20 protein-coding genes are annotated in these 26764 nt (G+C 45.2%); 7 read left to right on the top strand and 13 right to left on the bottom strand.

Annotated features, from left to right (window positions below):
* Positions 1–10: 10 nt before the first annotated feature.
* From IQ257_RS05000 to IQ257_RS04985, 4 genes are all read right to left on the bottom strand, one after another.
* Positions 11–1687: a dynamin family protein gene (locus IQ257_RS05000; RefSeq protein WP_193872504.1), complete on the bottom strand. Its 1677-nt coding sequence runs from the start codon at positions 1685–1687 to the stop codon at positions 11–13.
* A gap of 279 nt (positions 1688–1966) precedes the next feature.
* Positions 1967–2725 carry an FkbM family methyltransferase gene (locus IQ257_RS04995; RefSeq protein ID WP_193872505.1) on the bottom strand — a complete coding sequence of 253 codons (759 nt, stop codon included), beginning with the start codon at positions 2723–2725 and terminating at the stop codon, positions 1967–1969.
* An 18-nt stretch (positions 2726–2743) separates the two neighbouring features.
* On the bottom strand, positions 2744–3844 hold the full coding sequence (locus IQ257_RS04990; protein WP_193872506.1) for a hemolysin family protein: 1101 nt from the start codon (positions 3842–3844) through the stop codon (positions 2744–2746).
* Positions 3845–3990: 146 nt separating this feature from the next.
* A complete protein-coding gene (locus tag IQ257_RS04985; RefSeq protein WP_193872507.1) occupies positions 3991–4131 on the bottom strand; it encodes a hypothetical protein in 141 nt (46 codons plus the stop codon).
* 142 nt (positions 4132–4273) lie between these two features.
* Here IQ257_RS04985 and IQ257_RS04980 point away from each other — a divergent pair, with 142 nt between their 5' ends.
* Positions 4274–5233, top strand: coding sequence for an SGNH/GDSL hydrolase family protein (locus tag IQ257_RS04980; protein WP_193872548.1), 960 nt, complete (start codon positions 4274–4276; stop codon positions 5231–5233).
* 87 nt (positions 5234–5320) lie between these two features.
* Here IQ257_RS04980 and IQ257_RS04975 read toward each other — a convergent pair whose 3' ends face one another.
* Entirely contained in the window at positions 5321–6394 is a 1074-nt protein-coding gene (locus tag IQ257_RS04975; protein ID WP_193872549.1) for a Gfo/Idh/MocA family protein, read from the bottom strand.
* Between the two features lie 136 nt (positions 6395–6530).
* Positions 6531–6698 (bottom strand): hypothetical protein, encoded by a 168-nt coding sequence (locus IQ257_RS04970; RefSeq protein WP_193872508.1) that lies wholly within the window; start codon positions 6696–6698, stop codon positions 6531–6533.
* Positions 6699–6769: 71 nt separating this feature from the next.
* Between IQ257_RS04970 and queC the strand changes: the two genes are divergently transcribed.
* The gene (gene queC, locus IQ257_RS04965; RefSeq protein ID WP_193872509.1) at positions 6770–7453 is read left to right on the top strand and encodes a 7-cyano-7-deazaguanine synthase QueC; all 684 of its coding nucleotides are present in this window, start codon (positions 6770–6772) and stop codon (positions 7451–7453) included.
* Positions 7454–7456: 3 nt separating this feature from the next.
* Positions 7457–8794 (top strand): ABC transporter substrate-binding protein, encoded by a 1338-nt coding sequence (locus tag IQ257_RS04960; RefSeq protein WP_193872510.1) that lies wholly within the window; start codon positions 7457–7459, stop codon positions 8792–8794.
* 62 nt (positions 8795–8856) lie between these two features.
* Here the strand turns inward: IQ257_RS04960 and IQ257_RS04955 are convergent, their stop codons facing one another.
* On the bottom strand, positions 8857–9570 hold the full coding sequence (locus IQ257_RS04955; RefSeq protein WP_193872511.1) for a hypothetical protein: 714 nt from the start codon (positions 9568–9570) through the stop codon (positions 8857–8859).
* A 142-nt stretch (positions 9571–9712) separates the two neighbouring features.
* On the opposite strand from IQ257_RS04955, the gene IQ257_RS04950 reads away from it, so the two are divergent.
* Together IQ257_RS04950 and ggt are read left to right on the top strand one after the other, a co-directional pair.
* Positions 9713–10360 (top strand): hypothetical protein, encoded by a 648-nt coding sequence (locus IQ257_RS04950; protein ID WP_193872512.1) that lies wholly within the window; start codon positions 9713–9715, stop codon positions 10358–10360.
* Positions 10361–10478: 118 nt separating this feature from the next.
* A complete protein-coding gene (gene ggt / locus IQ257_RS04945; protein ID WP_193872513.1) occupies positions 10479–12038 on the top strand; it encodes a gamma-glutamyltransferase in 1560 nt (519 codons plus the stop codon).
* A gap of 158 nt (positions 12039–12196) precedes the next feature.
* On the opposite strand, the gene IQ257_RS04940 is transcribed toward ggt, so the two are convergent.
* The 6 genes from IQ257_RS04940 to IQ257_RS04920 form a co-directional block, all read right to left on the bottom strand.
* The gene (locus IQ257_RS04940; RefSeq protein ID WP_193872514.1) at positions 12197–17686 is read right to left on the bottom strand and encodes a CHAT domain-containing protein; all 5490 of its coding nucleotides are present in this window, start codon (positions 17684–17686) and stop codon (positions 12197–12199) included.
* Positions 17687–18775: 1089 nt separating this feature from the next.
* Positions 18776–19588 carry a DUF928 domain-containing protein gene (locus IQ257_RS04935; protein ID WP_193872515.1) on the bottom strand — a complete coding sequence of 271 codons (813 nt, stop codon included), beginning with the start codon at positions 19586–19588 and terminating at the stop codon, positions 18776–18778.
* Positions 19589–19857: 269 nt separating this feature from the next.
* Positions 19858–21714: a CHASE2 domain-containing protein gene (locus tag IQ257_RS04930; RefSeq protein WP_193872516.1), complete on the bottom strand. Its 1857-nt coding sequence runs from the start codon at positions 21712–21714 to the stop codon at positions 19858–19860.
* Between the two features lie 475 nt (positions 21715–22189).
* The gene (locus IQ257_RS30655) at positions 22190–22324 is read right to left on the bottom strand and encodes a hypothetical protein (protein WP_265584442.1); all 135 of its coding nucleotides are present in this window, start codon (positions 22322–22324) and stop codon (positions 22190–22192) included.
* Positions 22325–22340: 16 nt separating this feature from the next.
* On the bottom strand, positions 22341–22919 hold the full coding sequence (locus IQ257_RS04925) for a Uma2 family endonuclease (RefSeq protein WP_193872517.1): 579 nt from the start codon (positions 22917–22919) through the stop codon (positions 22341–22343).
* 312 nt (positions 22920–23231) lie between these two features.
* The gene (locus IQ257_RS04920) at positions 23232–24437 is read right to left on the bottom strand and encodes an IS110 family transposase (RefSeq protein ID WP_193872518.1); all 1206 of its coding nucleotides are present in this window, start codon (positions 24435–24437) and stop codon (positions 23232–23234) included.
* A 206-nt stretch (positions 24438–24643) separates the two neighbouring features.
* Here IQ257_RS04920 and IQ257_RS04915 point away from each other — a divergent pair, with 206 nt between their 5' ends.
* The gene (locus IQ257_RS04915; protein ID WP_228060436.1) at positions 24644–24946 is read left to right on the top strand and encodes a helix-turn-helix domain-containing protein; all 303 of its coding nucleotides are present in this window, start codon (positions 24644–24646) and stop codon (positions 24944–24946) included.
* A 930-nt stretch (positions 24947–25876) separates the two neighbouring features.
* The gene (locus tag IQ257_RS04910) at positions 25877–26335 is read left to right on the top strand and encodes a hypothetical protein (protein ID WP_193872519.1); all 459 of its coding nucleotides are present in this window, start codon (positions 25877–25879) and stop codon (positions 26333–26335) included.
* Positions 26336–26764 lie beyond the last annotated feature (429 nt).

Raw genomic sequence — 26764 nt, 5'->3', positions numbered from 1 at the left:
TGCAACATCTCTAAAAACTTTCTTTCAACGCCTCCAATTCCTGACTCAGATTCTCCAATAACGTCTCTAATAATTGCAACTGATGGTGCTGTGCCGTTCTTTTGACGGGTTTTTCAGTCAAGTTTATCGTCATAATTTGTGCAGCTAGCTGCTCGTAGTGCTGGAGGGCTGTAAAGGCTTCCATGCTAAAGCGAGTCAGGTAGTTTTCCGCCGCCTCAGCATACACTTGTGTCACTTGCTCCAAATAAGAGGTGGATGAGTTTTGGGGTTCAAGATTGCTCGGATTTTTATTAAATAAATAGGTTGCTCCCCCAGCGACGGCGGCTCCCATCGGCCCGCCAAACATCCAACCCAATCCAGTAGCGATCGCCACAGGTGTTACCCCCCCGGAGTCTTTTGCACGGCTTGATTGGGGTGGAGGTTCCGGAAGAATGACTTCTGGCGCACTGGGAAAGGAAATACTTAAATCGACAGGGCTCGCGCAGTCGAAAAACTCACACCCTTGATGCACCCATTTGATAATATCGTCTTGATATTTGGCGATCGCTTCTTTAAATGCTCCCTGTTCCCAAAAACTGAACGTACCGTTTTGCAGCGCTAATGCCAGTTCAGATTTGTACTGATCGAGCAGTTTTGGCAGGTACAGCCACCCCTGGAAATCTGAAATGCTGGCACTAAACCCTTTTTGAATCAGTTTCTGGGCTTTTTGCTTAATTTCCAGCTTTGCCTTATTCTTCTGTTCAGCAGTAGCTAGTTCTGCGGTGAGCGTTTGTACTTTGGCTTCGCTTGCTTGCTTCACGCGATTTGCGATCGCTTCCACGCGGGGAAACCGAATCCCTAGATTCTCATGCTTAGTCGCCGCGATACTTTGCAGTGCGGATTCAAAAGTTGCCAGTCCCGTTGTCTGTGCGGCAGCCGTATCTCCCTTTAGTCTAGCTCTTAAGGCTGGCAGGGCATCCACTCGATAGATATTACTAATATTATTAGGTAGCTCTGAGCGAAAACTCTCGGCGACAAATAGCATACGATTGTAAACTTGCTTTTGGTCTTCGGGTTCTAGTAAATTTAGGAAATTAACGACAAAAACAATCGTTTTTATCCCCCGATCAATTAACCAATCTCTCAGGTTTTCCCGCTCCCCTAAAGTCATTAGTTTGCGAGCATCAAGTACCTGAACGATTAAATCCACCGTTAGCAGTTGGTCGCGCACTAAAACGTCCTGCGCTTCTCGGTCATCGGTTCCCGGTAAATCTAGGAGTTCAACCCCTGTTTGCAGGAAAGGATGGGCACAGAAAACCTCAACCCTAGCAACATCATCCCGCATCCGTCGCTGGTCATCTAGAATGGCAAATTGCTTGAGGATGTCAGTGCCGCTTTCACTAATGTCTCTGCCATCGGTTAGGGTAATGCGAGTGTGCAGTTCCTCCCCATAGCCGAGGTGAATCGCTGCGCCTGTGGTGGGAATTAGGTCAATGGGGAGAGTTCGCTTTCCTAGTAAGGCATTGAGCAGGGTTGACTTACCGTAATTAAACGGACCAAATACGGCAATCCGAAAGATAGGATTTTCTAGATAATCGCAGATGGCGATCGCGTCTTGGCGGAGTTGGGAATTTTGCTCAATATCCAGTAGACCGATGATAGATCTCAGAGAATTGGCGAGGTTGCGGAAAACTGCCTGCTGTTCCATTGGGGTGAATGGGACTGAGGGGTAGGGGTGAGATTGTTAACTCATCCGTCTAGTTTAGACTAAGTTATCACTAACGGCGATTCTACACCCTGAATTGAGTGCGCTAGCCCAAAGTTTTATAGCGTTTCCCAGGCAACTGAGGTACACCAAGACTTTGTAAGCAGAGCTTTTCAGTCTTCAAGATGTACCTCACTAGATCAGGGAATGCTATAGTGTTTAATTTGTTAGACTTTGGAAATCATTTCTTGTTTTAGCTTGTGTTTGATAATTTTCCGTTACTCAGCTTTCTATTCCATTTCTAAAAAATGTTCCCATTACCTGAAGCAGTCTTCCAGTGCGGTAGTCAGAGAATCCAGGCGTCAGATTGTAGAGAGAAAAACCTAGATTTTTAATAGTTATTAACATATCTTCAAAGAGTACTTGATCTTCGTAAAGAGGAACCAGAGACATTTCTAAATAAAGCCCTTGTATTTGTGCAATAATTTTTGCTGATCCCTGTAACACTCTATCTTCATAACCTTGTGTATCTATCTTGAGGAAAGGAGATCGGAAGTAGGAAAGGCGATGACTTACCAAGTCATCTAATCGGTATATTTTGACGACTTCAGAACCAACGTAAGCTGATTTTTTTGCTGCATCTACATGAGTGGGTAAAATATTTAGGACTGAACTACTCTCAGAATTGGCAGAAATATGAATTTCGATTTCACCATTTATATTCCCAACTGCACACTGCTCTGCAACTTCCCAGTTTGGGTTATTCTGACTTGAAAGAACCAACTGTTCATAAGCGGATGAAGTGGGCTCAAAGGAAATAATTTTGCCTTGGTATCCAATGTCCAATAGACTCCTAGCATATTGTCCACTATTTGCCCCTACATCCAAGACCAAGTCTATTTCATGGAGAGTCAACATCTTGAGAATTTTTGCTCCTTTACGTTGACCATCAATTGCCTTAGCTCGTTCAAATGCCGAAGGATAGTATTTGACAATGTCAAAACCCAATCGACGAAATATTTGTCGGATATTCTCTTTCATATGTTAGTTAGGAAATTTCTAAAGGTTTGCGGGTCGTCTAAACCGAGTCGGAATTTGTCTGTCGCTCTCATCATAAATTTCTCCCACCAGCTCCTCTAAAATATCTTCCAGTGTCACGAGTCCCACCGTACCCCCATATTCATCCACCACAATAGCGATGTGAACACGCTGTTGCAGCATTTCCTTCAGCAAATTGGCGACTCGTTTAGTGTCGGGGACGTAAACAGGCGGGTCTATCGCTGCTGTTACGGGAATGTCTTCATCGTCGTTGTCTACCGATCTCAAGTGCTGAAGTGCCTTTTTGAGGTGAACGATGCCCACAATTTCGTCTTTTGACTCTTCCTGAACAGGAATGCGAGAATATCCCGTCTCTAAGCATAAATTCACTAAATTCTGCAACGTTTCTTCATGGGAAATTGTGCGCATCTCAATCCGAGGTTTGACCAAATCACGGGCGTTGAGGTTATCTAACATCAACGCTTTATTAAGCAATTGGTGTTTATCGAGGTCAAGGATACCCTTACCCCCCAAAACTTCAATCATTAATTTCAGGTCTCTAACAGACTCTCCCTCTTGAACAACACCACCCTGAAAAAATCGAATGGCAGCTTGAGCGATTGTTTCTAAAAAATAGATAATCCCGAAAAACGATAAAAACTTAGATAGCCAATAGATAGGACGAACAACCAATTGAAAAAAGGCTAGAACGTTATTGATTGCCAAGGATTTGGGTGTAATTTCCCCAAAAATCAGCACGACAAAGGTGACAATGGCAGTTGCAACTCCTAAACCAGCACTTCCCAACCAAATGGCAAATAGATTACTGGTGAGAATGGCTGAAAAATTGTTAACGAGATTATTGCCAACCAGAAGGGTTGTAATAAACCGAGACCGTTTCTCTAAAACCAACCGAAACATCCCGGTGGGATCGCCTTGGTCTTTAATTAGGGCTCTGAGTTTAAGGTTATCTAGGGCAGTGATAGCTGTTTCCGAACCGGAGAACGCAGCAGACAGCACCAGCATGAATACCAGTACGACAATATCAAGCCAAACATTTCCTAATAGAGGACCAATATCTGAGACGGCAAGATAGTAAAACAGTACTGGCAAGACAATCATTATTTGTTTTTGAGCGATCACTTATGGCATCTGTAGTCAGATTGCATCCGTTGCTGTCTTCTTGAGGAAGGGAGGACGTTGCCCGTAGCCAGACTAGCTTTCTCATAACTGGCAGCGTTCCATCCCTTTATCCCCAATGCTTGCAATTAGCTTACGCTGTAAGCCGTCTGCAATCCCCACCAGAGCAGGAAGCCGATACCCCCCAAAACCAGCGCCGCTGAGATAGCGATCGCTAGAGGGGTATCTGCTCCCTTAAACTTCATGATGCCACGATTCAGGTCTGACATATCGCGTTGTACACTCCTCTCATTTTCAAGGGATTTCCCAACTCGAATATATCTTGGTCTAGGATTAGTGAGCAAAGGAAAATCGATTCTCAGGCAGGAATTTCCATCTGGAGAAGGAGACGAGGGCGTGAAAGTAGTGCTGATGATTTTGGCGGTGTTGGTTGGGCTGTTGGCAATTGTAGAAGTCAGCCTGCGATTAGTCTTCGGGTTTGGCAATCCGCCAATTTACATCGCTGATGAAAAAATTGGCTACTTGCTAGCGCCCAACCAACGCACGAAGCGGATGGGCAATCGCATCGCCATTAATGAGTATTCGATGCGTAGTGATGCCATTTCCCCAGAACGAACCCCATCTACCCTACGGGTGCTGCTGCTGGGCGATTCTATTATCAACGGGGGTTGGTGGACTGACCAAGACCAAACAATTTCAGCGCTGATAGCAACTCAACTGAAAACTGTGGTCGCTGAGGCTTCTCGAAGCGTTGTTCCCCAGATACCGTTTGAAGACATAGAAGTTCTCAATGCCTCCGCGAATTCTTGGGGACCTCGGAACGAACTGGCTTACCTAGAACGTTTTGGCTCCTTCGACGCCCAAGTGGTGGTATTGGTCATTAATACCGATGACTTGTTTGCCACAGCCCCAACCCCCATTCCCGTGGGACGCGATCGCTTCTACCCCAGTCACAAACCTCCTTTAGCCATTATCGAAGCCATCAGCCGCTTCTTACCGTACCAATCCCCGCCAGAAATGGCAGCAGTGAGGGCAGAGAAAGGCGATCGGGTTGGCTTTAATTTGGAGGCGATTCAACAAATGCAGGCGCTTTCTCAAGACGCTGGAGCTGAATTTCTGCTACTAATGACACCCCTACTGCGGGAAATTGGCGAACCCGGACCCCGTGACTATGAGATTAAAGCCCGTAACCGTCTCAGTGAGTTGGCGAAAGACCAACAAATTCCCTATGTAGATTTATTATCGCTATTTAATAGTGCGCCAGAACCAGAAACGTTATACCGTGACCACATTCACCTGAGTCCCCAAGGCAATCAGACGGTTAGTGAGGTGATGGGGCGATCGCTCCAGCCGCTATTCGTTGGGGATTGACAATTAAGTTTACTTGTGATATGACAGTACCTTCTTGTTAGTAATGGGTAATAGCTTGGAAGTCATACCATTACCCATTATTTGCTGTTAATAAGAAGCTGCCACGACAGGAGAGGTTAGATCCAGATGCTCTCTATCCAAATGTTGCCACACTTGACCATCAAGAGCCATCTGTTCGATTAAGCTTGCCAAACGCAGTGCTTTTAGTGCCTGTTCGCCACCGACAGACGGTTGATTGCCCCCACGCAAGCAGCTAACGAAATGCTCTAACTCAGCGTATAAGGGTTCGATGTTACTGGTGTACACCTTCTCAATCAACCCATCCTGTTGGTACAGTACCTGACCGTAGTCCGTCCGGCAATTTGCTGTTATTTGTCGGTGAATCAGAATTTCATTATTGAGAAAATCTGCCTCTGTCAGGGAGTTTCTGCAATGGGCAGCAATACGGCGGATTTTGCGATGGGTTACTTTGCTGGCAGTTAGGGTAGCAACCACTCCATTGGCAAAACCCAAATTGGCAGTCACGTAATCTAAATATCGGGAATCAGAAGTGTAGCTGCCATTAGCGGTTAATCTGACAACCGGCGAAGCTACCAACTCCAACAGTAAGTCAACGTCGTGGATCATCAGATCCAGCACGACGGAGACATCATTAGCTCGGTGGGAGTAGGGACTCATCCGGTGAGCCTCCACTGCCAGCAGTTGCTCTGTTTTCAGAACTTTGCTAAGTTCCTGAAAGGCTGGGTTAAATCGTTCGATGTGACCTACTTGCAGAATTCGCTGGTACTCGGCTGCCGCATTTACCAAAGACTCTGCCTCGGCAATACTAGCAGCAATGGGTTTTTCGATTAAGACATGAAGCCCAGCTCGTAAACAGGTCATGCCAACTTCGTAATGCAACAGAGTCGGCACGGCAATGCAAACCGCTTCTACATAGGGAATTAGGTCACGATAATCTTCAAAGAAGCGGGCGCGATACTTACTGGCAGTATCCAAGCCCCGCTCCACGTTGATGTCTGCCACACCCACCATCTCAACGTCTTTCAAAAGACTCAAGACGCGGGCATGATGCTGTCCCATATTACCAACGCCAATGACGCCAATCTTGATTGGCTGCGGCAAACCGCGCTGGATATGGGTATCCAGATGTCTTTGATACATGCTATCTTGCACTCTTAATATGCTCCTCCACCACGGGAACTAAGTCCATTAACTTATTCACCAGCCGCCATAAACCATCCAGATAGTACCACAGCACCTTTAAATGTGAAGAATTCCAAAGTTTAGCCCCGATTTGTCAGCTATGGGAAGTCTTTTGAGTGGCTGCTACTGTTTTCATTGTGGTTTTCTGTGCCTTGCAGCGGCGAATAGGTGTGTCAGTTTCTGCGTTGTCCACATCAGTCAGGGGCTGTTGAGGACGCAGAGCATTTCGATGTGAGCCACCGTTGACGGGTACACTCAACACTCAGTCGTTGAACTTAAAAATAATGACACAATAGCTTGGTAATTACTTCATGCAACGGAGGGATTTAGATTTTGAAAGCCGTTGTTTTGCTATCTGGAGGCTTGGACTCTTCTACGGTTCTCTATCAAGCCAAAACCGAGGGTTACGAGTGTTACGCTATTTCCTTTGACTATCAGCAGCGGCATCGGCGGGAACTGGCTTCGGCAAGAACAGTCGCTCGCTGTGCTGGTGTAAAAGACCATCAGGTGGTCAGCTTTGACCTGCGGCAGTGGGGTGGTTCGGCATTAACGGATGATAACCTTGACTTGCCACAGGAGCGCTCTTTAGAGGAGATGTCCGAGAACATCCCTATTACCTACGTTCCTGCCCGAAACACGATTTTTTTGAGTTTTGGCTTGTCCTATGCAGAAGCTATGGGTGCCAACGCGCTTTATATGGGAGTCAACGCCTTAGATTATTCGGGTTATCCTGATTGCCGTCCTGATTATATCCAGGCAATGCAGGAGGTCTTCAAGTTGGGGACGAAACAAGGTCGGGAGGGACAACCGATTCAGATTATCACGCCTCTGATTCAGCTCAAGAAAACGGAAATTATCGAGTTAGGTAATCAGTTGGGGGTTCCTTGGCAGGAAACGTGGTCTTGTTATGCTGGGGACGAGGTAGCTTGTGGAGTCTGCGATTCTTGTCAGTTGCGGTTGGTGGCTTTTTCTGAGTTGGGATTGAAAGACCCCCTGCCCTATGCAGTTCAGAGGTGAAAGATGATGCAATCCTTCCGAAAGCGAATCACGTTGAAGAGACTCCTGTTGCTAGTCGCCCTCTTCCAAATCTTGGTTTTGTTTGTTCTGTTTTTAAATCGACCGCCTATCCATCTCTCCTGGTTGGTTCCTGCCGATGAAGCGACCTCTTGGCAAACGTTAATCGATGATTTCGAGGCTAAAAACCCAAAAATTAAGGTCGATTTAAGAACTAAGCTAAATCTGGGAGGCTTTGTCACCTACCAATTAAGGGAAGAGTATATGATTGACTGTCGATCAGGCAACTCTTTCTATGACTTGATTTATACGGACATCATTTGGGTGCCGGAGTTGGCTGCCCAAGGGTGTCTTAGAGACTTATCCCAATGGACAAATCGGAAGGAATTGATCGATGAAAAAGGATTTATAGAGAGTCAGATAAGGGCGGGAGTCTATGATGATAAGTTATATCGCCTGCCTTTGCGTTCAGAGATAGGTTTGCTTTACTATCGCAAAGATTTAGTGGGGGAGGATATCGAGAGTCTCGAAACGTTTCAAGAATTGGTCGATTTATCCAAAAAATTGCGATCGCAAGGAAAATCTGAATGGCATTATCTCTGGCAGGGATGGCGGTATGAAGGTTTAGTCGCCGTGTTTTTTGAGGTACTGAAGGGTTACGGTGGTTTTTGGATCGACCCTAAAACGTTACAAGTAGGACTTGATGAGCAGGCAGCGATTAATGCCGTGAATTTTTTAATTAGCACGATTAAAGAAAATATTTCGCCCTTAGAGGTTGTTTTGTACAGCGAAGCTGATTCATTAGAAGAATTTCAGCAAGGCAATGGTGTGTTTCTACGAAACTGGCCCAACGTCTGGAAGAAAGTCAACAGTGAAGATCCAAAAGCTCCCCTTTACGGCGGCAAAGTGGGCGTCAAACCCATGAGACTTCATGTTGCAGGTGTTGACGGTGTAAGTTGTAACGGTAGCTGGGGTTTGGGAATCGCCAAAAACTCGAAGTACCCTAAAAAAGCCTGGAAATTTATCGAGTACTTGACTAGCCAGGACGTTCAGAAAAACTTAGTTTTAGAAAGCGGTTTTTTGCCAAGTCGTGAGGCATTATTTAAGGATAAAGACCTTGTTGATAAATATGAACATTTACCCAAACTATTAGAGGCTGTTAAAACTTCCGTCTTACGTCCCCCCATTCCCCAATATTCTGAAGCCTCCTTAGTTTTGCAGCAGTATCTGAGTCAAGCACTCCGGCAACAACTCAATCACGCACAAGTAGAAGTATTGATGAGAAAAGCCGCGAAAGAAACTCGTGAACTGCTGCGAAATCCTCCCATTGCTTCCATTCAATAGCTCTTAAAGGGAATAGGGATTAGTAAAGATCTGAGTCTACCAACATAGCGCGATCGCTTTTACTACCGTCGGCGCATCAGGGAAGCCAAAGACTCGCGCTTCCGCAAATCCAGTATTTCAGCCAAAGTTTCTTCCCGTCCATCTAAAGGATGGTTTTCCTCGGCAGGCAACACCGTGACTTGAGCCTGTTTGTTATCAGGTATTGAGGGCGGCTCCTCTGAAATCTTAACAGTGGGCTGGGAATTAACAGGCTGGGGAGGTCGGGGAACCAGATGGCGTTTTTTAGAAGAACGTCGTCGCTTTCTGCGGACAGGTGTAGCCGATTTAGTCCGTTTGAGAGATGGACGACGTTGGCTTGACTGCTTCAACCGCCGTGCCACTACTAAGGAACCTGCTGCACAGCCTAGAGCCAGACTGCCAAAAAACGATAGGGGCAAACCTTCTCTTGCTGTAGATTCCCGAATTGTCGTTATGGCGGTTTGGGGATCGGATGCCTTTTTGCTTGCCAACTCCTGATCTGGGGTTGGAGTTGGTGTAGATTTGGGTACTTCTCGTACCGTATAGTCTTGAATGGTCGTTCGAGTTGGCGTAGGTTTAGATGTTTCTTGTTCAATCGGTCCGGGATTGAACATCCCAATCGCTGCCACAGTCGCAACCGTAACAAATATTGCCCAAACCCCACCCCAAAAGGGAATGGGATAATTCTGGAGCAGCCATTGTAGAGCCTGTAGGCGATGGGGCTGCTGTTCTGGATTATTATCAGATGGATTGAGCATTGATGCCCTTAACAGTCAAATAAACAGTAAAACGCGAAGAATCGCGTTTGTATAGGGTATAACTCATCATGCTGACGAAATTCTAGCATGGTTCACCCATCCCACCAATTATTGCCCGAAAATTCCCCCCTTTGCTATAGTAATGAAGAATTTCACTATCTCTATTGCAACCCTACAATCTGAGTGGGATAGTTTGCTACAGGAATTTCAGGCTAATTCCGAGATTAGCCGCCAGGTCTTTCAAGACTTGGTAACAGCTTATTCTAGTGCTGATAGATTCTATCACACACTGGGACATATTCAGCAAGTTTTAGAGAAACTAGAGCCAATGCGATCGCTAGCTCTAGAGTTTCCGATTATTCAACTAGCAGCTTGGTTCCATGATGTTATCTACCATCCTAAATCTAATGATAACGAAGAAAAAAGTGCTGACTATGCTGAAGTTAGCTTAAACTCGTTAAACTTACCGAAGTCTACAATCAATCGGATTAAAACCTTGATTTTAAGCACTAAAACCCATCAAGCATCGCCCGATGATATTGACTGCCAAATTATTCTGGATGCCGACTTAGCAATTCTCGGTGCTTCTGAGGTAGATTACCGAGCTTACGCTCAAGCTATTCGGCAAGAATATGCCTGGGTGTCAGATGAACGTTATCGAGTTCAACGAAAGCAAGTTTTACAGAACCTATTGCAACGAGAACGGATTTATTTTACTGAGCTGTTGTTTCTTAAACTAGAAGAAAAAGCGCGTTGGAATATTCAAGGAGAGATAGAGCCTATTAATTAGATAAGGTTTAACTTCTGTTATGGATATCGATACCCTAAAACTGTCCTGATTTTTGAAAGTATGACGTGAATAATGCTCAAAACCCTATCATCGTTAGTCTGACTCGATATTAGTATCTATGGCTCAAAAAACTCGGGGCACGATTGCGGCTGGACATGAAAAAACTGCTGAAGCGGGTATCGAAATGTTTCGCTTGGGAGGTAATGCTTTTGATGCAGCAGTTGCAGCGATTCTGGCATCTTTTGTTACTGAACCTGGGTTGACTTCGGCGGCTGGTGGTGGTTTCTTATTAGCCCATACTCAGGCTAATCAAAATATCCTGTTTGATTTTTTCACCCAAACGCCGTGTCAAAAGCGAAATCGGCAAGGAATTGACTTTTATCCTGTTAGTGTCAATTTTGGTAATGCTGTGCAAGAGTTTCATATTGGACTGGGTTCGATGGCAGTTCCTGGCAATTTAGCTGGAGTGTTTCACGTTCATAACCGATTGGGTAAGCTGCCCTTGCCTATTGTAGCTGAACCTGCCATTCATTATGCAAAACAGGGAATTCTCTTAAACAAATTTCAGTATTACTCTTTGAGAACAGTTTTAGAGCCAATTATTATGGCTCACAAAGATGGCAAACTTGTCTTTGCTCTGACAGGGGAACCCATCAATCCAGGGGGAATGTTAATGATGTCAGAGTTTGCCGATACGTTAGCTTACCTAACAAAAAACGGTGTGAGAGAATTTTACGAAGGGGAAATTGCCCGTCAGTTAGTGCAAGATTGCCAGCAATTAGGTGGATATTTAACCGTAGAAGATTTAAAAAATTATCAGGTAATAGAACGAGAACCACTCACAATCGACTATCGTGGTAATACTCTCTTAACCAATCCGCCTCCTAGTTCTGGAGGTACGTTGATTGCTTGCGCATTAAAACTATTATCTCAAGTTGATATGGAGAAGCTTGGCTTTGGCAGTGTGCGTCATTTAGAAATTTTGTACCAGGTGATGAAATTAACCAATGTAGCGAGAAAGGATGGCTATGACGCTTATCTTTACCAAGAGAATATTGCTGACAAATTTTTAGCAGACGAGCATCTCGCTCAGTACAACCAGCAGCTTACTCAAACTATGAATAAATGGGGAAGTACCACCCATATCAGTGTGATTGATGGAGATGGCAATGCGGCTAGTGTTACGACATCAAATGGGGAAGGCTCCGGCTACGTGATTCCTGGTACGGGGATTATGGTGAATAATATGTTGGGTGAGGAAGACTTAAACCCCCATGGATTCCATCAGTGGCAAGAAAATGTGCGAATTTCTTCGATGATGTCTCCTACTATCGTCTTAAAAAATAACCAGCCTGAAATTGTATTAGGTTCTGGAGGTTCTAATCGGATTAGAACGGCAATTTTACAAGTTATTTCTAATATTTTAGACTTTAAACTGTCCGTTAATGAAGCCGTTGATAGTCCGAGAACTCATGGGGAAAATTCTGTTTTTCATGTAGAACCTGGGTTATCAGTAGAAGATGTTAACCAAATAACACTTTCTGCCAACCATCAGTTAGTGCGCTGGCAAGAAAAAAATCTATTTTTTGGCGGCGTTCATACCGTTATGAAAATCCCAGATGGATCGGTGATTGGTGCTGGCGATCGCCGCCGAGATGGTACTGTTGCTAGTTGTTAGAGAAAAGGAAATATAGCGTTTCTCATAGTCATGAGGTAAACTCCCATTCCCTCGAAAGGTAAATTTTTAGTTTCTTTGATCAGCTTATTAATTCTTTTTATAGCAACTGCCAAGACGGTTAGGACATATATGAATATAGAGCAAGCTCCCCATCTCCCTTACCAAGGATTACCAATCATCGTAAATGCCGCCCAATAATAAGGATGTGATAGGTCAGGATTACTGAGATTTTCGAGAGTGGGTGGCAAAGCTATTTGTTTATCCGATAATATTAACTCACCGTCCTCATACCTGACCGTCCCTTCAATCATTGCCATCTGTGCCCGTCGCCATGCTTCGGCTTTGATGGGGGCTTCGTCCAACTGGTTGTAAAACTCAGCCATCAACGGCAGAGTTCCCCAATCTTCGACATACCACAAAGTAGCGAGTACCGACTTAACCCCAGCTTTAGCTGAAAACCCACCAAAGCCGAGTTCCGCTTCTGGATCACCTAAGGCAGTACGGCAGGCACTCAGTACTAACAATTCTACAGGGGGTTTATTCCAACCCAGAGTCCTTACTTGATCCAATCTCACTTTCGTATCCCATAACTGGATATAGGAATTGCTGAGTTCTCCCGATTTAAATTCAGCGTGGGTTGCCAAGTGAACCAGCCCAAATGCTATCTGCTGGCGTTGTGCCTTCAGATTATCAAGGGTGAACTCCTCATTGAGAAATCCTCGACCTTGCCAAATAGTATCAGCAAGTAAAGGCACTTCGACGGAGGCGGCTGGTAATTGGTTTAGTTCAGGGTTGTCAGGGAATTCTGATGATCCCATTGCCAAAATTGGTAGGTTCTTGACACTGACATAACGGGTATCTGTCAAGCTGACACTGGGCATTAGACCTACACTATATCGCTGTACCAGAAAATTGTTACCATCATGAAGGGCTGCTAAGGGTAGCGATCGCAAACCAGCATCGAGGATAAAAACGAGATTATCAACCCCTTGAGCTTGTAAATCCGGTTCTAATGGTGCCACTAGCCACTGATACAGTTGTTGAGCGGCATCAAAATAACCCAATCCACCGTCAGTAATTTCCTGGCGGAATTCCTGTCCAACAGCCAGTACATCCGTTTGATTTGCCCCTAGCACTCGCTTACGAATCACCTCTTGATTGGCTGTTACCAAAATCAGTTCTAGCTCCTTTTCATTCCCAGTGGTTTCGGGTACGAACACCGCGTAGATGATAGCCGGTTTGATGCCAGTGGCTGCCTCGATATTGCGCAAGCGATCGCGAATTTCGTCTAGGGTGAGAATGGGAGTGGGTTGGAGCCCCAGATATTTCTGAAATTCCAGGGTAAAACGTCGCTCCGCCTCATTCACACCAAAGTCAATAATTGGGGAATTAGTAGTAGAACTGTCTTTCGTCGCCGTCAGTGATTCTAGGATGGACTGAAAATCTTTACTAAAATCAATCCCTAATGATAGGTTGGGTTGACTAGGATTCGTGGGACTATTCGGATCAGTTGTAATCAGGCGGATATTACCCAACGTATAGCTTCCTGGAAACGACTGATTGGGAGAAATCGTAAAATTCCCACTCGTAATTGCTCCCGCCGTCCCATTCTCACTCCCATCACCCACCACAAAGGGAATATTCCTGGCACCGCCATCATGACGAATGGTAATAGCACCACCACCATTACCGCCAGCGGTAGAAATGCTAGCCTCTGTACCGTTGCGATCGCTAAAACTATCGGTAGATTGGAAAAATCTCTGGGTTGTAATATCAACATTACCACCTTGACCACGAGATCCCCCTTGAGCATTGATAGAGGCAACACTAATATCATTGAGGGGATCAAGAGTGACATTGCCGCCATCCCCTTCAGTACCACTAGAATCAATCGCTCCAGTCTTAATACTGATAGCCGCATTCACCGTGATGTCACCCCCAGTTGCCGCCGAGGAATTCAAATTATTAGTGCTCACTTCTCCGGTTTGACTGGTGAGGTTTATCTCACCGCCTGCCGTAGTGACATTACCCAGAGTCAGATTAGTATTAGCACTGACTCCCACCTTGCCACCGCCGGAATCTAAGTCACCGCTATTTACACTTCCCGTCTGACTTGTTACCTGAATATCCCCACCAACCGAGGTGATAGTCTGCGTAGTCAGATTACTACTAGCCCTCAGCTCTACTTTGCCACCACCGGAATTTAAATCATCACTATTAACAGTTCCCGTCTCACTAGTCAGATTAATATCACCCCTAGCCGTCGTAATATTACCCGTAGTGAGATTGTTCGCGGTACTTAGCTTTACATCCCCACCCGAAATTTGTAAGTCTGCCAAGTTAATCGCACCTGTTGCCGATGTAGTCTGAGTGAAGCGATTAGCTGCGATCGCATTATTTGCCGTTATATTACCCGCACTTTCAATAATAATGTTACCCATTGGGGTGATACTGCCCACTGCACCCCCAAAGCTAACGTTGCCAGTTCCAGCCGTCAGGTTGAGGTTGCGGTTGCCATCAATCTGATTGTTGAAGAGAATATCACCACCACCAATACCTGTAGAAAGGAAAGTGTCACCTGTGAGAGTCAAGGCATTATCAACTTGAATCGTGCCACCCTGACTGCTGAAGCGAATCTCACCGCCAGCCGTGGTGATAGTACTGCTGCTGAGAATGTCACCCCCCGTCGTGGTAATGTCAGCGTTTCCCGTGAGGTTAATCGCTGTCATTTCCGGAATTTCTACACCACCCCCCAGACTCTTGTTTTCTACAATCAGATTTCCGGCAATAATATTGCCTAGAGTAATATCCCCACTTTCAGCACCCGTATCCAGCCTAATGGTTGTATCGCCGGTGCCTGAATTAAGCGTTACTCCAGGCAAGATAACAATCTCAGCTTGTCCTGGATCACGAAATTGAGCGATCGCATTAGTATCATTACCAACTAAGGTTAAATCACCGTTAGCCGTCTCAATATCGGCATTGACAAAAATACTCCGACCTGCTTGTAAGGTTAGCCCTCCTCCAACTCCCCCCGACTGAGTAATAATTGCCCGATCTACAGTAATGTCATTATTAGCCTGTAGCACCATATCAGTTCCCGTCCTAGTGATATTGGTAATGGTGCTGGCATCAATCGTAACGGGTTGGTTGGGATTATCTTCAAAGGTGAAGCTCGATGCAAACCCATAGACAACTCCTGTATCGTCAGGATTTCCAGGCGCTCCTATGAATATCTGCCCTCCCACTCCAGTTACTGCATTACCGAAATTGCTGAGTGTGTCAGGGTTGGGGAAGGTTTGCCGTAAGTTGCCACTCTCTAAATCAAACACATAAGCAGCACCTGTCGTTTCCTGCCCTGGGTTATCGCTAGGGGCACCCACTAATACGTTCGAGCCTACTGCCGTGATGGAAGTCCCAAATTTACCGCTATTGGTAGGATTGGGATTCTCGAAGGTTTGCAACGGTTCGCCACTGCTGTTAAACAGATAAGCAGCACCGATAGTTCCCAGTCCAGAATTGTCACCAGGAGCACCCACGAGTATATTCGAGCCGACTCCAGCCACTGCATTACCGAACTTACCACCATCCGTAGGATTAGGACTGATGAACCTTTGCAATGGGTTGCCATTGCTCTCAAACAAATAGGCAGCACCCGCTGTTCTGATGATGCTACCCACAAATATGTTCTCTCCTGGGGCACCGACAAGTATATCTGACCCAACCCCAGCTACCGAATAGCCAAATTGACCATTCGTTGTCGCATTAAGACTGGTGAAGGTTTGCAGGGGGTTGCCATTGCTCTCAAACAAATAGGCAGCACCCGCATTCATTCCCCCAGTGTCATCTCCAGGAGCACCCACCAGCACATTCGACCCCACCCCAGTAACTGAAAAGCCGAATTGATCGCCGCTTACTGGAGTAGGCTTGCGAAAGGATTGTAGTCGCATCCCACTGGTATTAAACAGGTAAGCGGCTCCTGTTCCCATATCTCCAGGAGCACCCACCAGTATATTCGACCCCACCCCAGCTACCGCTGTCCCAAACCCACCATTAACAGTAGGATTGGGGCTAAAAAACTCTTGCAGTGACATCCCACTGCTATCAAACAAATAAGCAGCACCTGCATTTAATGCTAGTGTATCGTCGCCTGGGTCTCCCACCACGACATTCGACCCCACCGCTGCTACTGAATAGCCAAATTGGTTGCTTGTTGAGGTATTCGGATTAAAGAGTTGTGCCAAGGGAGAGGTGGAGTCTCCAATAATGATATCCTTGGGATCGAGTAACAAACTGCCAGGTTTACCCTCAGAAGCACCTGCATCTACAAAACCTGTAAAAATTAGCAACTCCTTACCCGACACTTCCACAACTCCACCATCACCTCCCCGGTTTCCACCACGGGCGCTAATATCCCCGTAAAAGCCTGTCACTCCCTCTGCAAAAACCGTTATCTGACCCCCATTCCCATTCGTTAAAGCATCAGCAGTAATTTTTGAATTTTCACTGACTAGGGTTTGGGAGGCATTAAACACGGAATCTTGACCTTGATAACCGCCACCAATCCGCACTGTACCCCCATTAATTCCAGAAGCGTTAATCGTGGCGTCAAAGACTCCGACTTTGTTTCCCAAAACATTTACCGATTGGGAATTGCTATTTTCGGAAAAATTAGAAACATCCAGAGTGCCGGAAGCAATTGCCTCACCTGCCTCTGCTATTACATGAATCCCCGACTCTTTGAGCTGTACTTGACCCGTTGGAGAAACGTTCAGTCCCGTCTCTACCGTCTGTGCCGAACCCGTCAGTAGCAGTGGTAAATCTTGAGGGCGAATGGATGCCATCTGACCATCTACCTGACGTGGCGAATCAATTTCTAAACTTAACAGTAGTCCCGGTTGGCTAATGCGGAGGCGATGCTGACCTGGTACTGCAACAATAGCGATCGTACCTCCCGGTGCCGTCAGTTGACCAGTATTAATAGCACTGCCACCCAGTAAGGCTAAAGTTTCTCCCGGCAATACTGCCAGATTGCCCCCATTAATCAGAGTGCCAGGTTGAGCTAAATCGAAGGCAAACTGGGTGGGATTACCTATTAAGTTCTGGTAGTTACTCGTACCAATGGCATTGAACCAATTATCTCCAGCAAAACCAATGCCAGTGGCGGTTGTCGCTGTAAAGGATGCTGGGACGTTTAAGCTAGCATTCGAGCCAAACACTATCCCGGCTGGATTCATTAAGAATAAATTGGAGTGACCCCCCGTTACCTGAATTAAACCATCAATAATTGAAGCCTGACCACCAACAACTCGCCCTAAGATATTGCGAATCTGGGGATTCGATAAAAAGTTGGCAACTTCACCGGCTAAAAGATCAAAATCCCAGAAGCTGTGGAATAAATTCGCCCCATCCGTTGAAGGCGTGCCACCGTCAATATTGAATTCGTTGCCCGTCAGAGTGACATTCGTCCCCGTACCATCAGCAGGAGTAATAGACTGAGCCACTATTACCGAATGATTACTGGGTAATGCGTCTTTAACTATAGTATTATCGTTTAAAAGGCTTGTTGATAAAGCCAGGTTGGGCGCTCCCAAAATGGGTAAGGCAGCCAACAGCAGAGTTGTTACTTTAACGACAGCATTAACCATGGGGGTAATCGATTGTATGAAAAATGGGTGGAATTGATAGTGCGAACTTCACCGATAAGCGTTCTTCACCCCTATCAACAGAACTTTCTAAGTAGGTAGCTGCACCGAATCCTAATCAGATGAAGCGGTCATCGGCTCAAGAGCGGAGTAGCGGGAGGCGTGGTATACTATCAACTCTCAGTGATCGTCAAGGTTTTGAGAATACTCCCCCTATTGTTTATTATTGCTATTGGACTAGACTACCCGGCGGAAATTTACCATAAGTTTCCCACTACTCCCCACTCCCTCTTCATCGCATCCCAACTGATGGGTTATTTTTACCAAGCTGGTTTAGTAAGTTGACACGACTTTAATTTACACTGTTTTTCATTTGAAGGAAACTGGGGATTTTTCTTAATCTTGCAATAGACAAGGTATAGCTCAGATATAACTTACAGGCACGCCAGATTGGTTCGACCGCTTGGCTGTACAAAGCTAGAGCCAGCTCTTTACCCGTGGAAAAGACGCTCGTTCTTAGGACAAATTTACAGGAACCTGGACTTGATTAATTCTTGAGCGCTTACACTGCGTCTTTTCTTCTGGCAGGAAACTGCCGTTATAATCGCCAGATTTAGAGAAGCTGACCCTTTTTGGCTCAGAAGCTACTCAGATAAATACAACTCAGTTGCGATGTACGACACGCTGACATATTAATAAGGGGACTTCAAGGTAGTCAACGTCTCTTCCTTGCTCCCCTTCTTATTCTAAGCTATTCGACGTAAATGAAGGTATGTTAAAAAATCTTAAGAGTGTCAACTTCTCTTCCCTTCTGCCTTATACCCTCTGCCTTGCTTCAACGACAAATAGTAATACTCACTTACTTATCCCTCTTCTGTCACTTTCCGAGATTCTGACGAATTTCCGTCATTACAGCCAACTACACCTAACGCAAGAATCAGGGTTTGACCCCCATTTTTCGCAGTCTGACAGAAGAGGGTTATAGCGGTTCTCACTTAGATGAGGTACAGTCCTATTCCCTACTCCCTACTCCCCACTCCCTACTCCCTACCTTCATGAGGGTGTACCTCCGTAGATAAAGAAACGCTATATTTAGTTGCTAGAAGCCCTACAGCATTCGACAATCGGTTTCTGCGAAATCTCGTTGAGACCAATATCACTTAACAAATTAGTCCAATCAGTGTCAAGGGTTCCATTGCCCGTTTCGGTACGGCGAAGATTGCCGAGGATGGTTAAGGCATTGAACCAAACACCCTTCTGAGCGTAGAGGTATGCTTGTTCTCGGGGTGTGACGGCGGCTTTGAGTTCTTGCTCTAGTTCTGGAGTGGGTGTAATTCGCTGAATTGAACCTCTGACTCGGACTTTTTGGGGATCTGTTGGATCAGATGCCTGTTGTGGGTCTTCGCAATAAGCGGTCAAAATCCAGTTGTAGTTTTGGTTCTGTTCTAGCACGGGTGCTGTTTCTGGCACAGGAATACTGACAACACCCGGTTGAATAGTTGCCGCTTGATAGGTCGTTTCGTAAATTTTCTGACCCTTTTCACTCCACAGCGCAAATTTCATGGAGTGGAATTTACTAACTTGGTCGGGAAAATAGAACCAAAACGTTGGATGCCCGTCTACCGTTAATCCCAAATTTGTATCAGGAATTAAAGCATACAGCGATTCGGAGGAGTTACCAAGGTGACATTGACCGCGACTGGCTGCACTTTTGCGATCGCCCGGGCGTCCCCTGCCCGTGAGGTCTGGGGAATTAAAATGAATCTGCCTGAGCGATGAAACGTTATCAGCCCCTCTATTCGGTAGAGGTTGAGCGTTAATAGGATTAATGATACAGACACTGAGCACCGATGCGATCGCTACAGCACGCTTTATTTGCTGAAACGATAACCATATCCTTTTCATGACTTAAATCAAGTCTATTATGGAATAGTAACTAATACTAAACTGAGTATCAGTATCCGGATAAACGCGAAATCTTAATCGATTATAACTTGGCTTTCTCTACTCAGCAACTTGACACAAATAAAGGTTACTAATGAGGGAAGCCTTGGGGTTGGGAGTGGAGGAAAGTTCGGGCGATTTCATTATTTTTTTGGCAACGTTACGTTTCTTGATGTCGGACTACTTAAAATTAATAAAAATTAGGTTAAACCGCAAGCAAAAAAACCAAACTAGGCGATTGAATAGGCTAAGACTGGATGTGAATAATAAACCCTAACAAGCCCACTCGTAACCACTATCGCTAGGGCTGATGGGACGAAGGGAACCCAACCTCCCTGAGTGAAGATGAAGTAACAGCCCCCATAGAGAATGCATAGTGTTCCTCCGACGGCTATACTCATTACCAAGATTGACCGACAGCGCCAAGTGACGATACATCCAACTAAAGACCAACTGCCGATCCAAAGATATTCCGCCCATTGCGACCACCACCATAACAAGGGACGTTCATCCTGAGCTGCACTAATAATTTGACTGATCATATGGGCTTGAAGAACAACTCCTGCTGTTTTGGACTGCCCAGCTAGATGATAGGGAGTAACGTGAAAGTCCTGAAAAGTTTCATCAACAGTACCAATGAGAATAATGCGATCGCGAACTAATTCGGGGGTGAGCTTCTTTTCCTCAAGCACCTCTTTAAGGGTATATTGAGGAGCGATCGCATCCATCGAACCGGTAGCACGGTAGTTGAGTAAGGTCTGGTAGCCTCCCGCATCAATAGGGTTATAACCGCCACTGTTCTTTTGTAAGGTGCGAAAAACAGCACTGCCAATCTGCAAATCATCGGTTTCAGTCAGTTGAGCCGTAATGCCTTCCGGTTCCAGATACCGCAGAGCGATCGCTAAACTCAAAGAATTACTCGTTTGACAAACTGACTGTTCGGGAGGAGCTAAACCTAACAACTGACGACGTACAATCCCATCGGAATCGGTGGCAACGTCGCTAAAACCAACCCGCTCTCCCACGCTATCTGATGAAATATCTGGCGGCGGTGGAATACCAGGCTTTTCTTCAGATTCACCAATCTTGCATACACTAATCAGACGATTGTCCTGCCCCAAGCGGTTGGCTAAATCTTGATGCTGGGGCTCGATCGGAAAATCCCGATAAAGGTCGATGCCAATCACTCGCGGTTGATACTGTACCAGTGTTTTGAGCAGTTGATCTAATTTGGAATTGGATAAAGACGAACCTTTCCGTTTTTCAGGGGATTGAGCCTGCACATCTGATTCGGTAATGGTAATCAACAGCAAGCGCGGATCGGGCGCTTCATTTTGAGGACGCGCTTGCATCAGGTGATCAAACGTCTTCATCTCTAAGGGTTGTAGCATCCCTGATAAACCAACACCAATGGCTACACTTGCACCAGCAAGACTTGCCAACAGTTGAACACCCAAACGTTGTGGTTTCCTGGTTTTCTGAAGCTGCTGTTGCTTTTTACTAAGGTAAAGCAGTTCAAAAAGCGGCACTTTGCCAATGCCTTTCAAGTTGCGAGTGCCACGCCGCACCAGTCTTGAACCAACTAGCCCGACGTTGCGTACAAGTACCGTTGTGACTTCCGAAAGCAGAATTTGCCCACCCCTAGCCTGTGAGGAAACACGAGCCGCATAGTCTACTTCCTCTCCAATAAAATCATCCCCGTCTGGGAGAGGACTGCCCGTGTGCATCCCAATTTTGACTTGTAACGGACCCAGTGGAGTATCAATGGGGTCAGTCATGTGGCTAATTTGGAGTGCTACAGCCCATTGTGCTGCCTGAGCAGCGCTGGCAAAAACCAGGAAATAAGCGTCGCCCTCTGTCTTAACCACACGCCCCCCGTAAATGGCTAGACTGGTTTCGACTCGTTGGCGGTGCGGCTTGAGGATATTGTCAAAGTAGAGACGATTCCGGGCAGTAATATCACTACCATTCAAGTATTTTTTGACTGCGGTGGAGCTAACAAGGTCAGTAAATACCATCGTTACCACACTGTCAGACAGGGTGACATCTTGAGCTAATACGGGTTGCCTCCAAGATAAACCGTCCATTATTGAGAGGGAAAGCATTAGGCGACCGCTGATTACCGGACTACATTACTGATATCAATAGTTTGAAGCTGGAACAGGAGTGTTTGCTTAAGTACAAATGAAGAGTTCGTAAACAAATCTATAAAGACTTTGTAAAAATGTATAGATAAACACCCCAAGGCTTCGTTTAAGTTAAGCTCCTTCGACTAGAGCATAACTTAAGTGCTATTTTTAAGCCCTTGGTAAGGATTGAACAAAAAATCTTATTTGTCAAGTCCCCTGCCAACAATTTCAAAAATCTTTGCTTTTGCCGTAATTTAACCCACTCCTAACCTAGAGGAGCTAAGATGTTGTCAGTAGGAGAGTACAGCAGCAGCAGAGTTGGGGAGAATTTAGAGATAAACTCTCTTCACCCTTCTGGCAATTTGCAAAAGTTTTGCTGTTTTCTATCAATATCAACTCAGATGAATGAACAATTAACACTGAATGAAGACGTTCAGGAGTTCAGAATTTTTTGAATATCTAGGGAGTGGGGAGTAGGAATTTCAAAATTAGATTTTTGACGAAGAGGAATATTTTCTCGTCTTGCTCGTCGTTCTAATTCAGCATACAGGTCAAAAAGTTTACCCATACAACTCTACCTCAGCTCAACCTCCCGCATTCATTACCCTCTCACAGGTCAAATCTAAATTTGGCAGCATCGGCGAAACAATCGGCTCATTCCCCTGAAAAACCCGCTCCTCATACAACCCTTCCACCCACTCCAACACCGTGACTCGCCCTTCAATCGGGTCAACAATCCAATACTCGGCAATCCCCCGCGCTGCATACTCAGACCGCTTATAACGATAATCTCGGTCGATGCCTTTTTTCCCGGGTGACACCACTTCAACCACCAACTCTGGCGGCGGCATATCCATCATCACAGTAGACCGATTCGCCCCTTCTAACGCCGTTGCCAGTTCTTCAGAAAGCACCATTAAATCCGGTAAGCGCGTCGTTGCCCGTGAACCACTCACTACCAATTCTGTCTTCTGAGTCAACCGATAAGCAGGAATTCCCTGTTGCAGAAAGCAGACTAACAAGAACATGGCAATCCGTCTGTTGAGTTCACTTTCTGGCGGCATAATCACCAACTCCCCGTTCACCAATTCATAAAGAGTATCCGTGCCATCGTCATAGTTAAGATACTCTAATAGCGTCATTTGCTGGGATGTGAGCGTCATGACTGCCAAGCCTCTGATAAAGACATACTTGCGTTTACTATTATCCCTCTTCTGTCAGATTGCGAAAAATGGGGGGCCAACCCTGATTCTTGCGTTAGGTGTAGTTGGCTGTAATGACGGAAATTCGTCAGAATTTCGGAAAGTGACAGAAGAGGGATAGTTGACTTCTTGTTGCCCTTCCCTTTCACTTTCACTCTAGGTTGCCAATGTAGTACGAAGAGAGGCTCTAAGTATAAAGACTTAGAGCCTAGTGGTAGAAGTTACTACCCGAATATTCAGGAAAATTCAGGTAGTAATGTGGTGTGAGAGCCTTTAGTTTTTCAGCATCAGAGCTTTTTTGAGTTCCTTAAAAAGTAGCTTTGTACCATAAGCAGCGGTCTGGCTGATGATGAGTTTCCCAAAGGTGTTACCGTTACCCTCATTATTCGTCTCAAACTGCTCGTGACGTGTGTCATAGAAGTCTCCGAGCTTTTGACCGATTTCTCCGGTAGGACGGTTTTTCTTAGGAGCGATGATACAAAGAATCCAGAGGTAAAGCTCAGTTCGGCACATTTTCGAGCCGCTCCCAGCATTCCATCCTTTACGGTCGCCGCTGCTTATCTCGTCTCCTGCCATCCCCAGGCGCTTTTTAAAACTGCCCAAAGATTCAAACTTACTCAGTGGGTAAATGTGACAGAGTAACAGCGCTCCTAGTCTGAGTCCAATTCCGAACTTATCAAAGATTTGATTGTAGCGTTTGAACTGTGGGAGGTGAATCAGTTCTGCTAGTTTTTTCTCAGCTTCATGCTCCCAGGAGTGGATTTGGCAGAGTAGTTGAGCATATCGTTGTGAGAATTGGCTGATTTCAATGCCGTAAGCTGGTGCGACTGACTTGTCGTAGAGACGGTCATAGTAGAAATTTTGCCGTACTCCTTGGCGCTCAACATTCCCAAGCCATGCCCAAAGAGGTGTTAATCCGTCCTTGCCAACTTTGGAATCTTTAAAAGCGGCTTCTGGGAACTCCCGGCACAGTTGTTGCCTGACTCGGTTGATGATGGGTGACTGTACGCGGGTCAGAGATTTCATCTGTAGATATAAATCTTTGATTTGTACAATTGCACCGGGTTCGAACTGGAGGAACTGATCGGGTTTTCCCCAGTAATGATGAGCATAAGCAGCTAGAGCTAAGGCATCTGCTAGGTCGTTTTTATCGGGGAGTTTGTTCGATTTGCGGTAGTGAGTTGCCTCACAATGACCAACCCATAACACCTCAATCCCTTCACAGTGGCAGATGTGAGCTAACAACCAAGAGTAATGAACTCCCGTAGGCTCTAGAACAATAACATCAGGCTTGAGTTTAAGCAGATGGGATATGCCTGTCTTGGTGAAGTAGAAAGTTTGAGTATCTTCTACGGGGTCTTTGGATCTCGATTTGAGTTGAGATTTCCAAAAGTTCCGTAGGTGGTCGGGCTTGTCCTCTAGAAGCCAACAGACAACACGGTCTTTACAGATATCTCCGCCGAGTATCTTTCTGTTCATTTTTCAAGGTTCAATAAGTGGGAGTAAGTGAACCTGCAAAAGTACCCAGTCAAGAATCTCCTGCGAACGCAACGACTTATGAAATTGTTCTACTGATCCAGAGTTTTCATGGGACACTAATAGACGTTTTCAGAAGATAGCCGTTTTCACTTTTGTCGGGTGCTTGGGCTGTCTTCGTTTTGTTGTCTATGGAGATGAGTATACTCATGAGACAGAAGCTTGTCAATGAGTATACTTATATTTGTGTTATTATGTCCCTGAAGAAGATTGATAAATCGGTTTTGCGTCGTTTGAGGGAGGAAGCTGGTTTGACTCAAGCTGAGTTAGCTAGGCAGATTCCTGATAAGACAAGAACTAAATCATTAACTCAGTCTGCTATTAGTAGGTGGGAAAGTGGAGAAGATGAACCTGAGTTAACGGTTTTTCAAATGAAAGCCTTTTGTCGTGCTTTAGGTAGGTCGCTTGACGAATTACCCGATGATTTAGGTTTGTTCAAGAACCATAACTGATAACTAGTAAGGAGTAATTACTTATGAAAGCCACAAAAAATAGATTATAGCACCGAACAAAATTCCCCGGCTTGCGGACGCCCGACCCGCCTTAGATCGATTAAGTGTTTTGGATGATGATAGTAGGCGGTGTCGGGCGCGGGGAATTTAACGAAGTGGTGTTCGGTGCCGGCGTCACCAGTAAAGATGGATTGCTTTTATCAGGTAAGTAGTTTGAGGAGTAGTTATGAGTTCCCCTCGACATCCCCGCGTTCCTGGGTGTAAGCATTGGCAGGCATTAGCATTACTAGAGCTTCCCCAAATGGAGCCAGAGGAATTTTTGCAGTATTGGGATGTTTCTTATCCGGTCCTGGCTAAGATTTGCTTTTGTTCACCCAAGACTGTTAAGCGTTGGTTTTTTAAAGGTAATTGTCATTCTCCAACTTTATTTCATAAATTCTGCCTAGCTACTGTTCACGAGATTTGGAGCCGTCATTAGTTAAAGCTTTACAAAAATTAATAATCAGGGACATTATGTCCCCAATTTTGCTCCCTTTAGCCAGGGAGCCTTTTTAATGGTGTTAGGTCTTCAGACCAAAGAATAGAAACCTTGGTATAGCGAGTCTCCCTAGATTGGGATTATCAAGCTATTGGCTTAAAGCTAATGGCTAGGGAGACTCTTTGTTGATTTTTTCAAGGAGGTTTTGGATTCAGATGCCGCTTTATGACTCTAATTGGAACTGGCAGATTTTATTTTGGGGATTTTTGCACGGCAAACTTATAGGTAATAATCGCCTCTATTTTAACTTTTATTGTCGTTTGCTAGTTTATCCCTTAATTTGTTTCTCAATGATTCCCTTTGTTGATTGTGACTTAATTGATGAGTTTGGGGAGAAAGTTCTTGGTATCTCCGATTGGTTTTGTAAGTCTATTCCTTTTTGAGGAGGTTTTATGGCAACAGTCAAACATCGATATATTGGAATCTTTCCCAATCTGCGACTAGTTAGCCTAGAATGGGCACTACAGCGGGAGGAAGAAAAAAAGCGAAACGCACCCCGTAAGATTTTAATGAAATTTGTTACCCCAATTTTCTGGGGACAGGGTAAGAAAGGGAAAGAAAAATCCGCTGATTTTGCTGAAGAAGCTGAAGTGTTCTGGAAATGCAAAGTTACTTCAGAAGTTTACTCAAAACTCAAAGATTTAGGTCTTCGTCCCGGTTGCGTAGCGTCTATTCGAGCAGCGATCGACAACTACGGCTCTCAAGAACAAGGCGGCACCTGGTTCGAGTTTTTGGAGCTAAAAGAAATTGATGGTCATCATCTGAACTGGAAATCTGAACCTGTTGAAGAGCAATTTAATGAGCTTGAGGAATTAGAATCCTCTATTAATTCTGAGCTGATTAGTGCATGATTCAGCAGTTTTTTGAGTTTATTCAAGCTTCCCATCAGCTTCTTGACCTAATTTTGAGCGCTGTTACTTTAATTTATGGATTCAGTATTCTCTGGCGTATTGCCATCTATCTTCTTAACACTATTTAGCTATCAAGATAATGGCTTTTTAGTGGAATTTTCAGATGGGGTTTGCCAGTATTCAGACAATTTTCTTGCCCTCCCAACGTTTCTTGACTGCCTGTTAATTGCTAGTCAACAAGCTCCTTTAGAGATTAAGTCTCGTTTGCTTGAATCAAGTTTGTTGGTTAATTCCGAGTTAGTGACGACTTCCTTGTACTTTACTCCTGAATGGTTTGGGTTAATATCTCACCTTGTTGGAGTTGTTCTTTTCTGGCTTTTGCTTCATGTTTTCTTTGTAATTCTTCCGAGGAATTAGTTATGGTTTGGT

The organism is Coleofasciculus sp. LEGE 07092, assembly GCF_015207375.1.
Lineage (GTDB): Bacteria > Cyanobacteriota > Cyanobacteriia > Cyanobacteriales > Coleofasciculaceae > LEGE-07092.
Note: the sequence above shows the minus strand (reverse complement) of the source record. Positions and strands in the feature narration are given on the sequence as shown.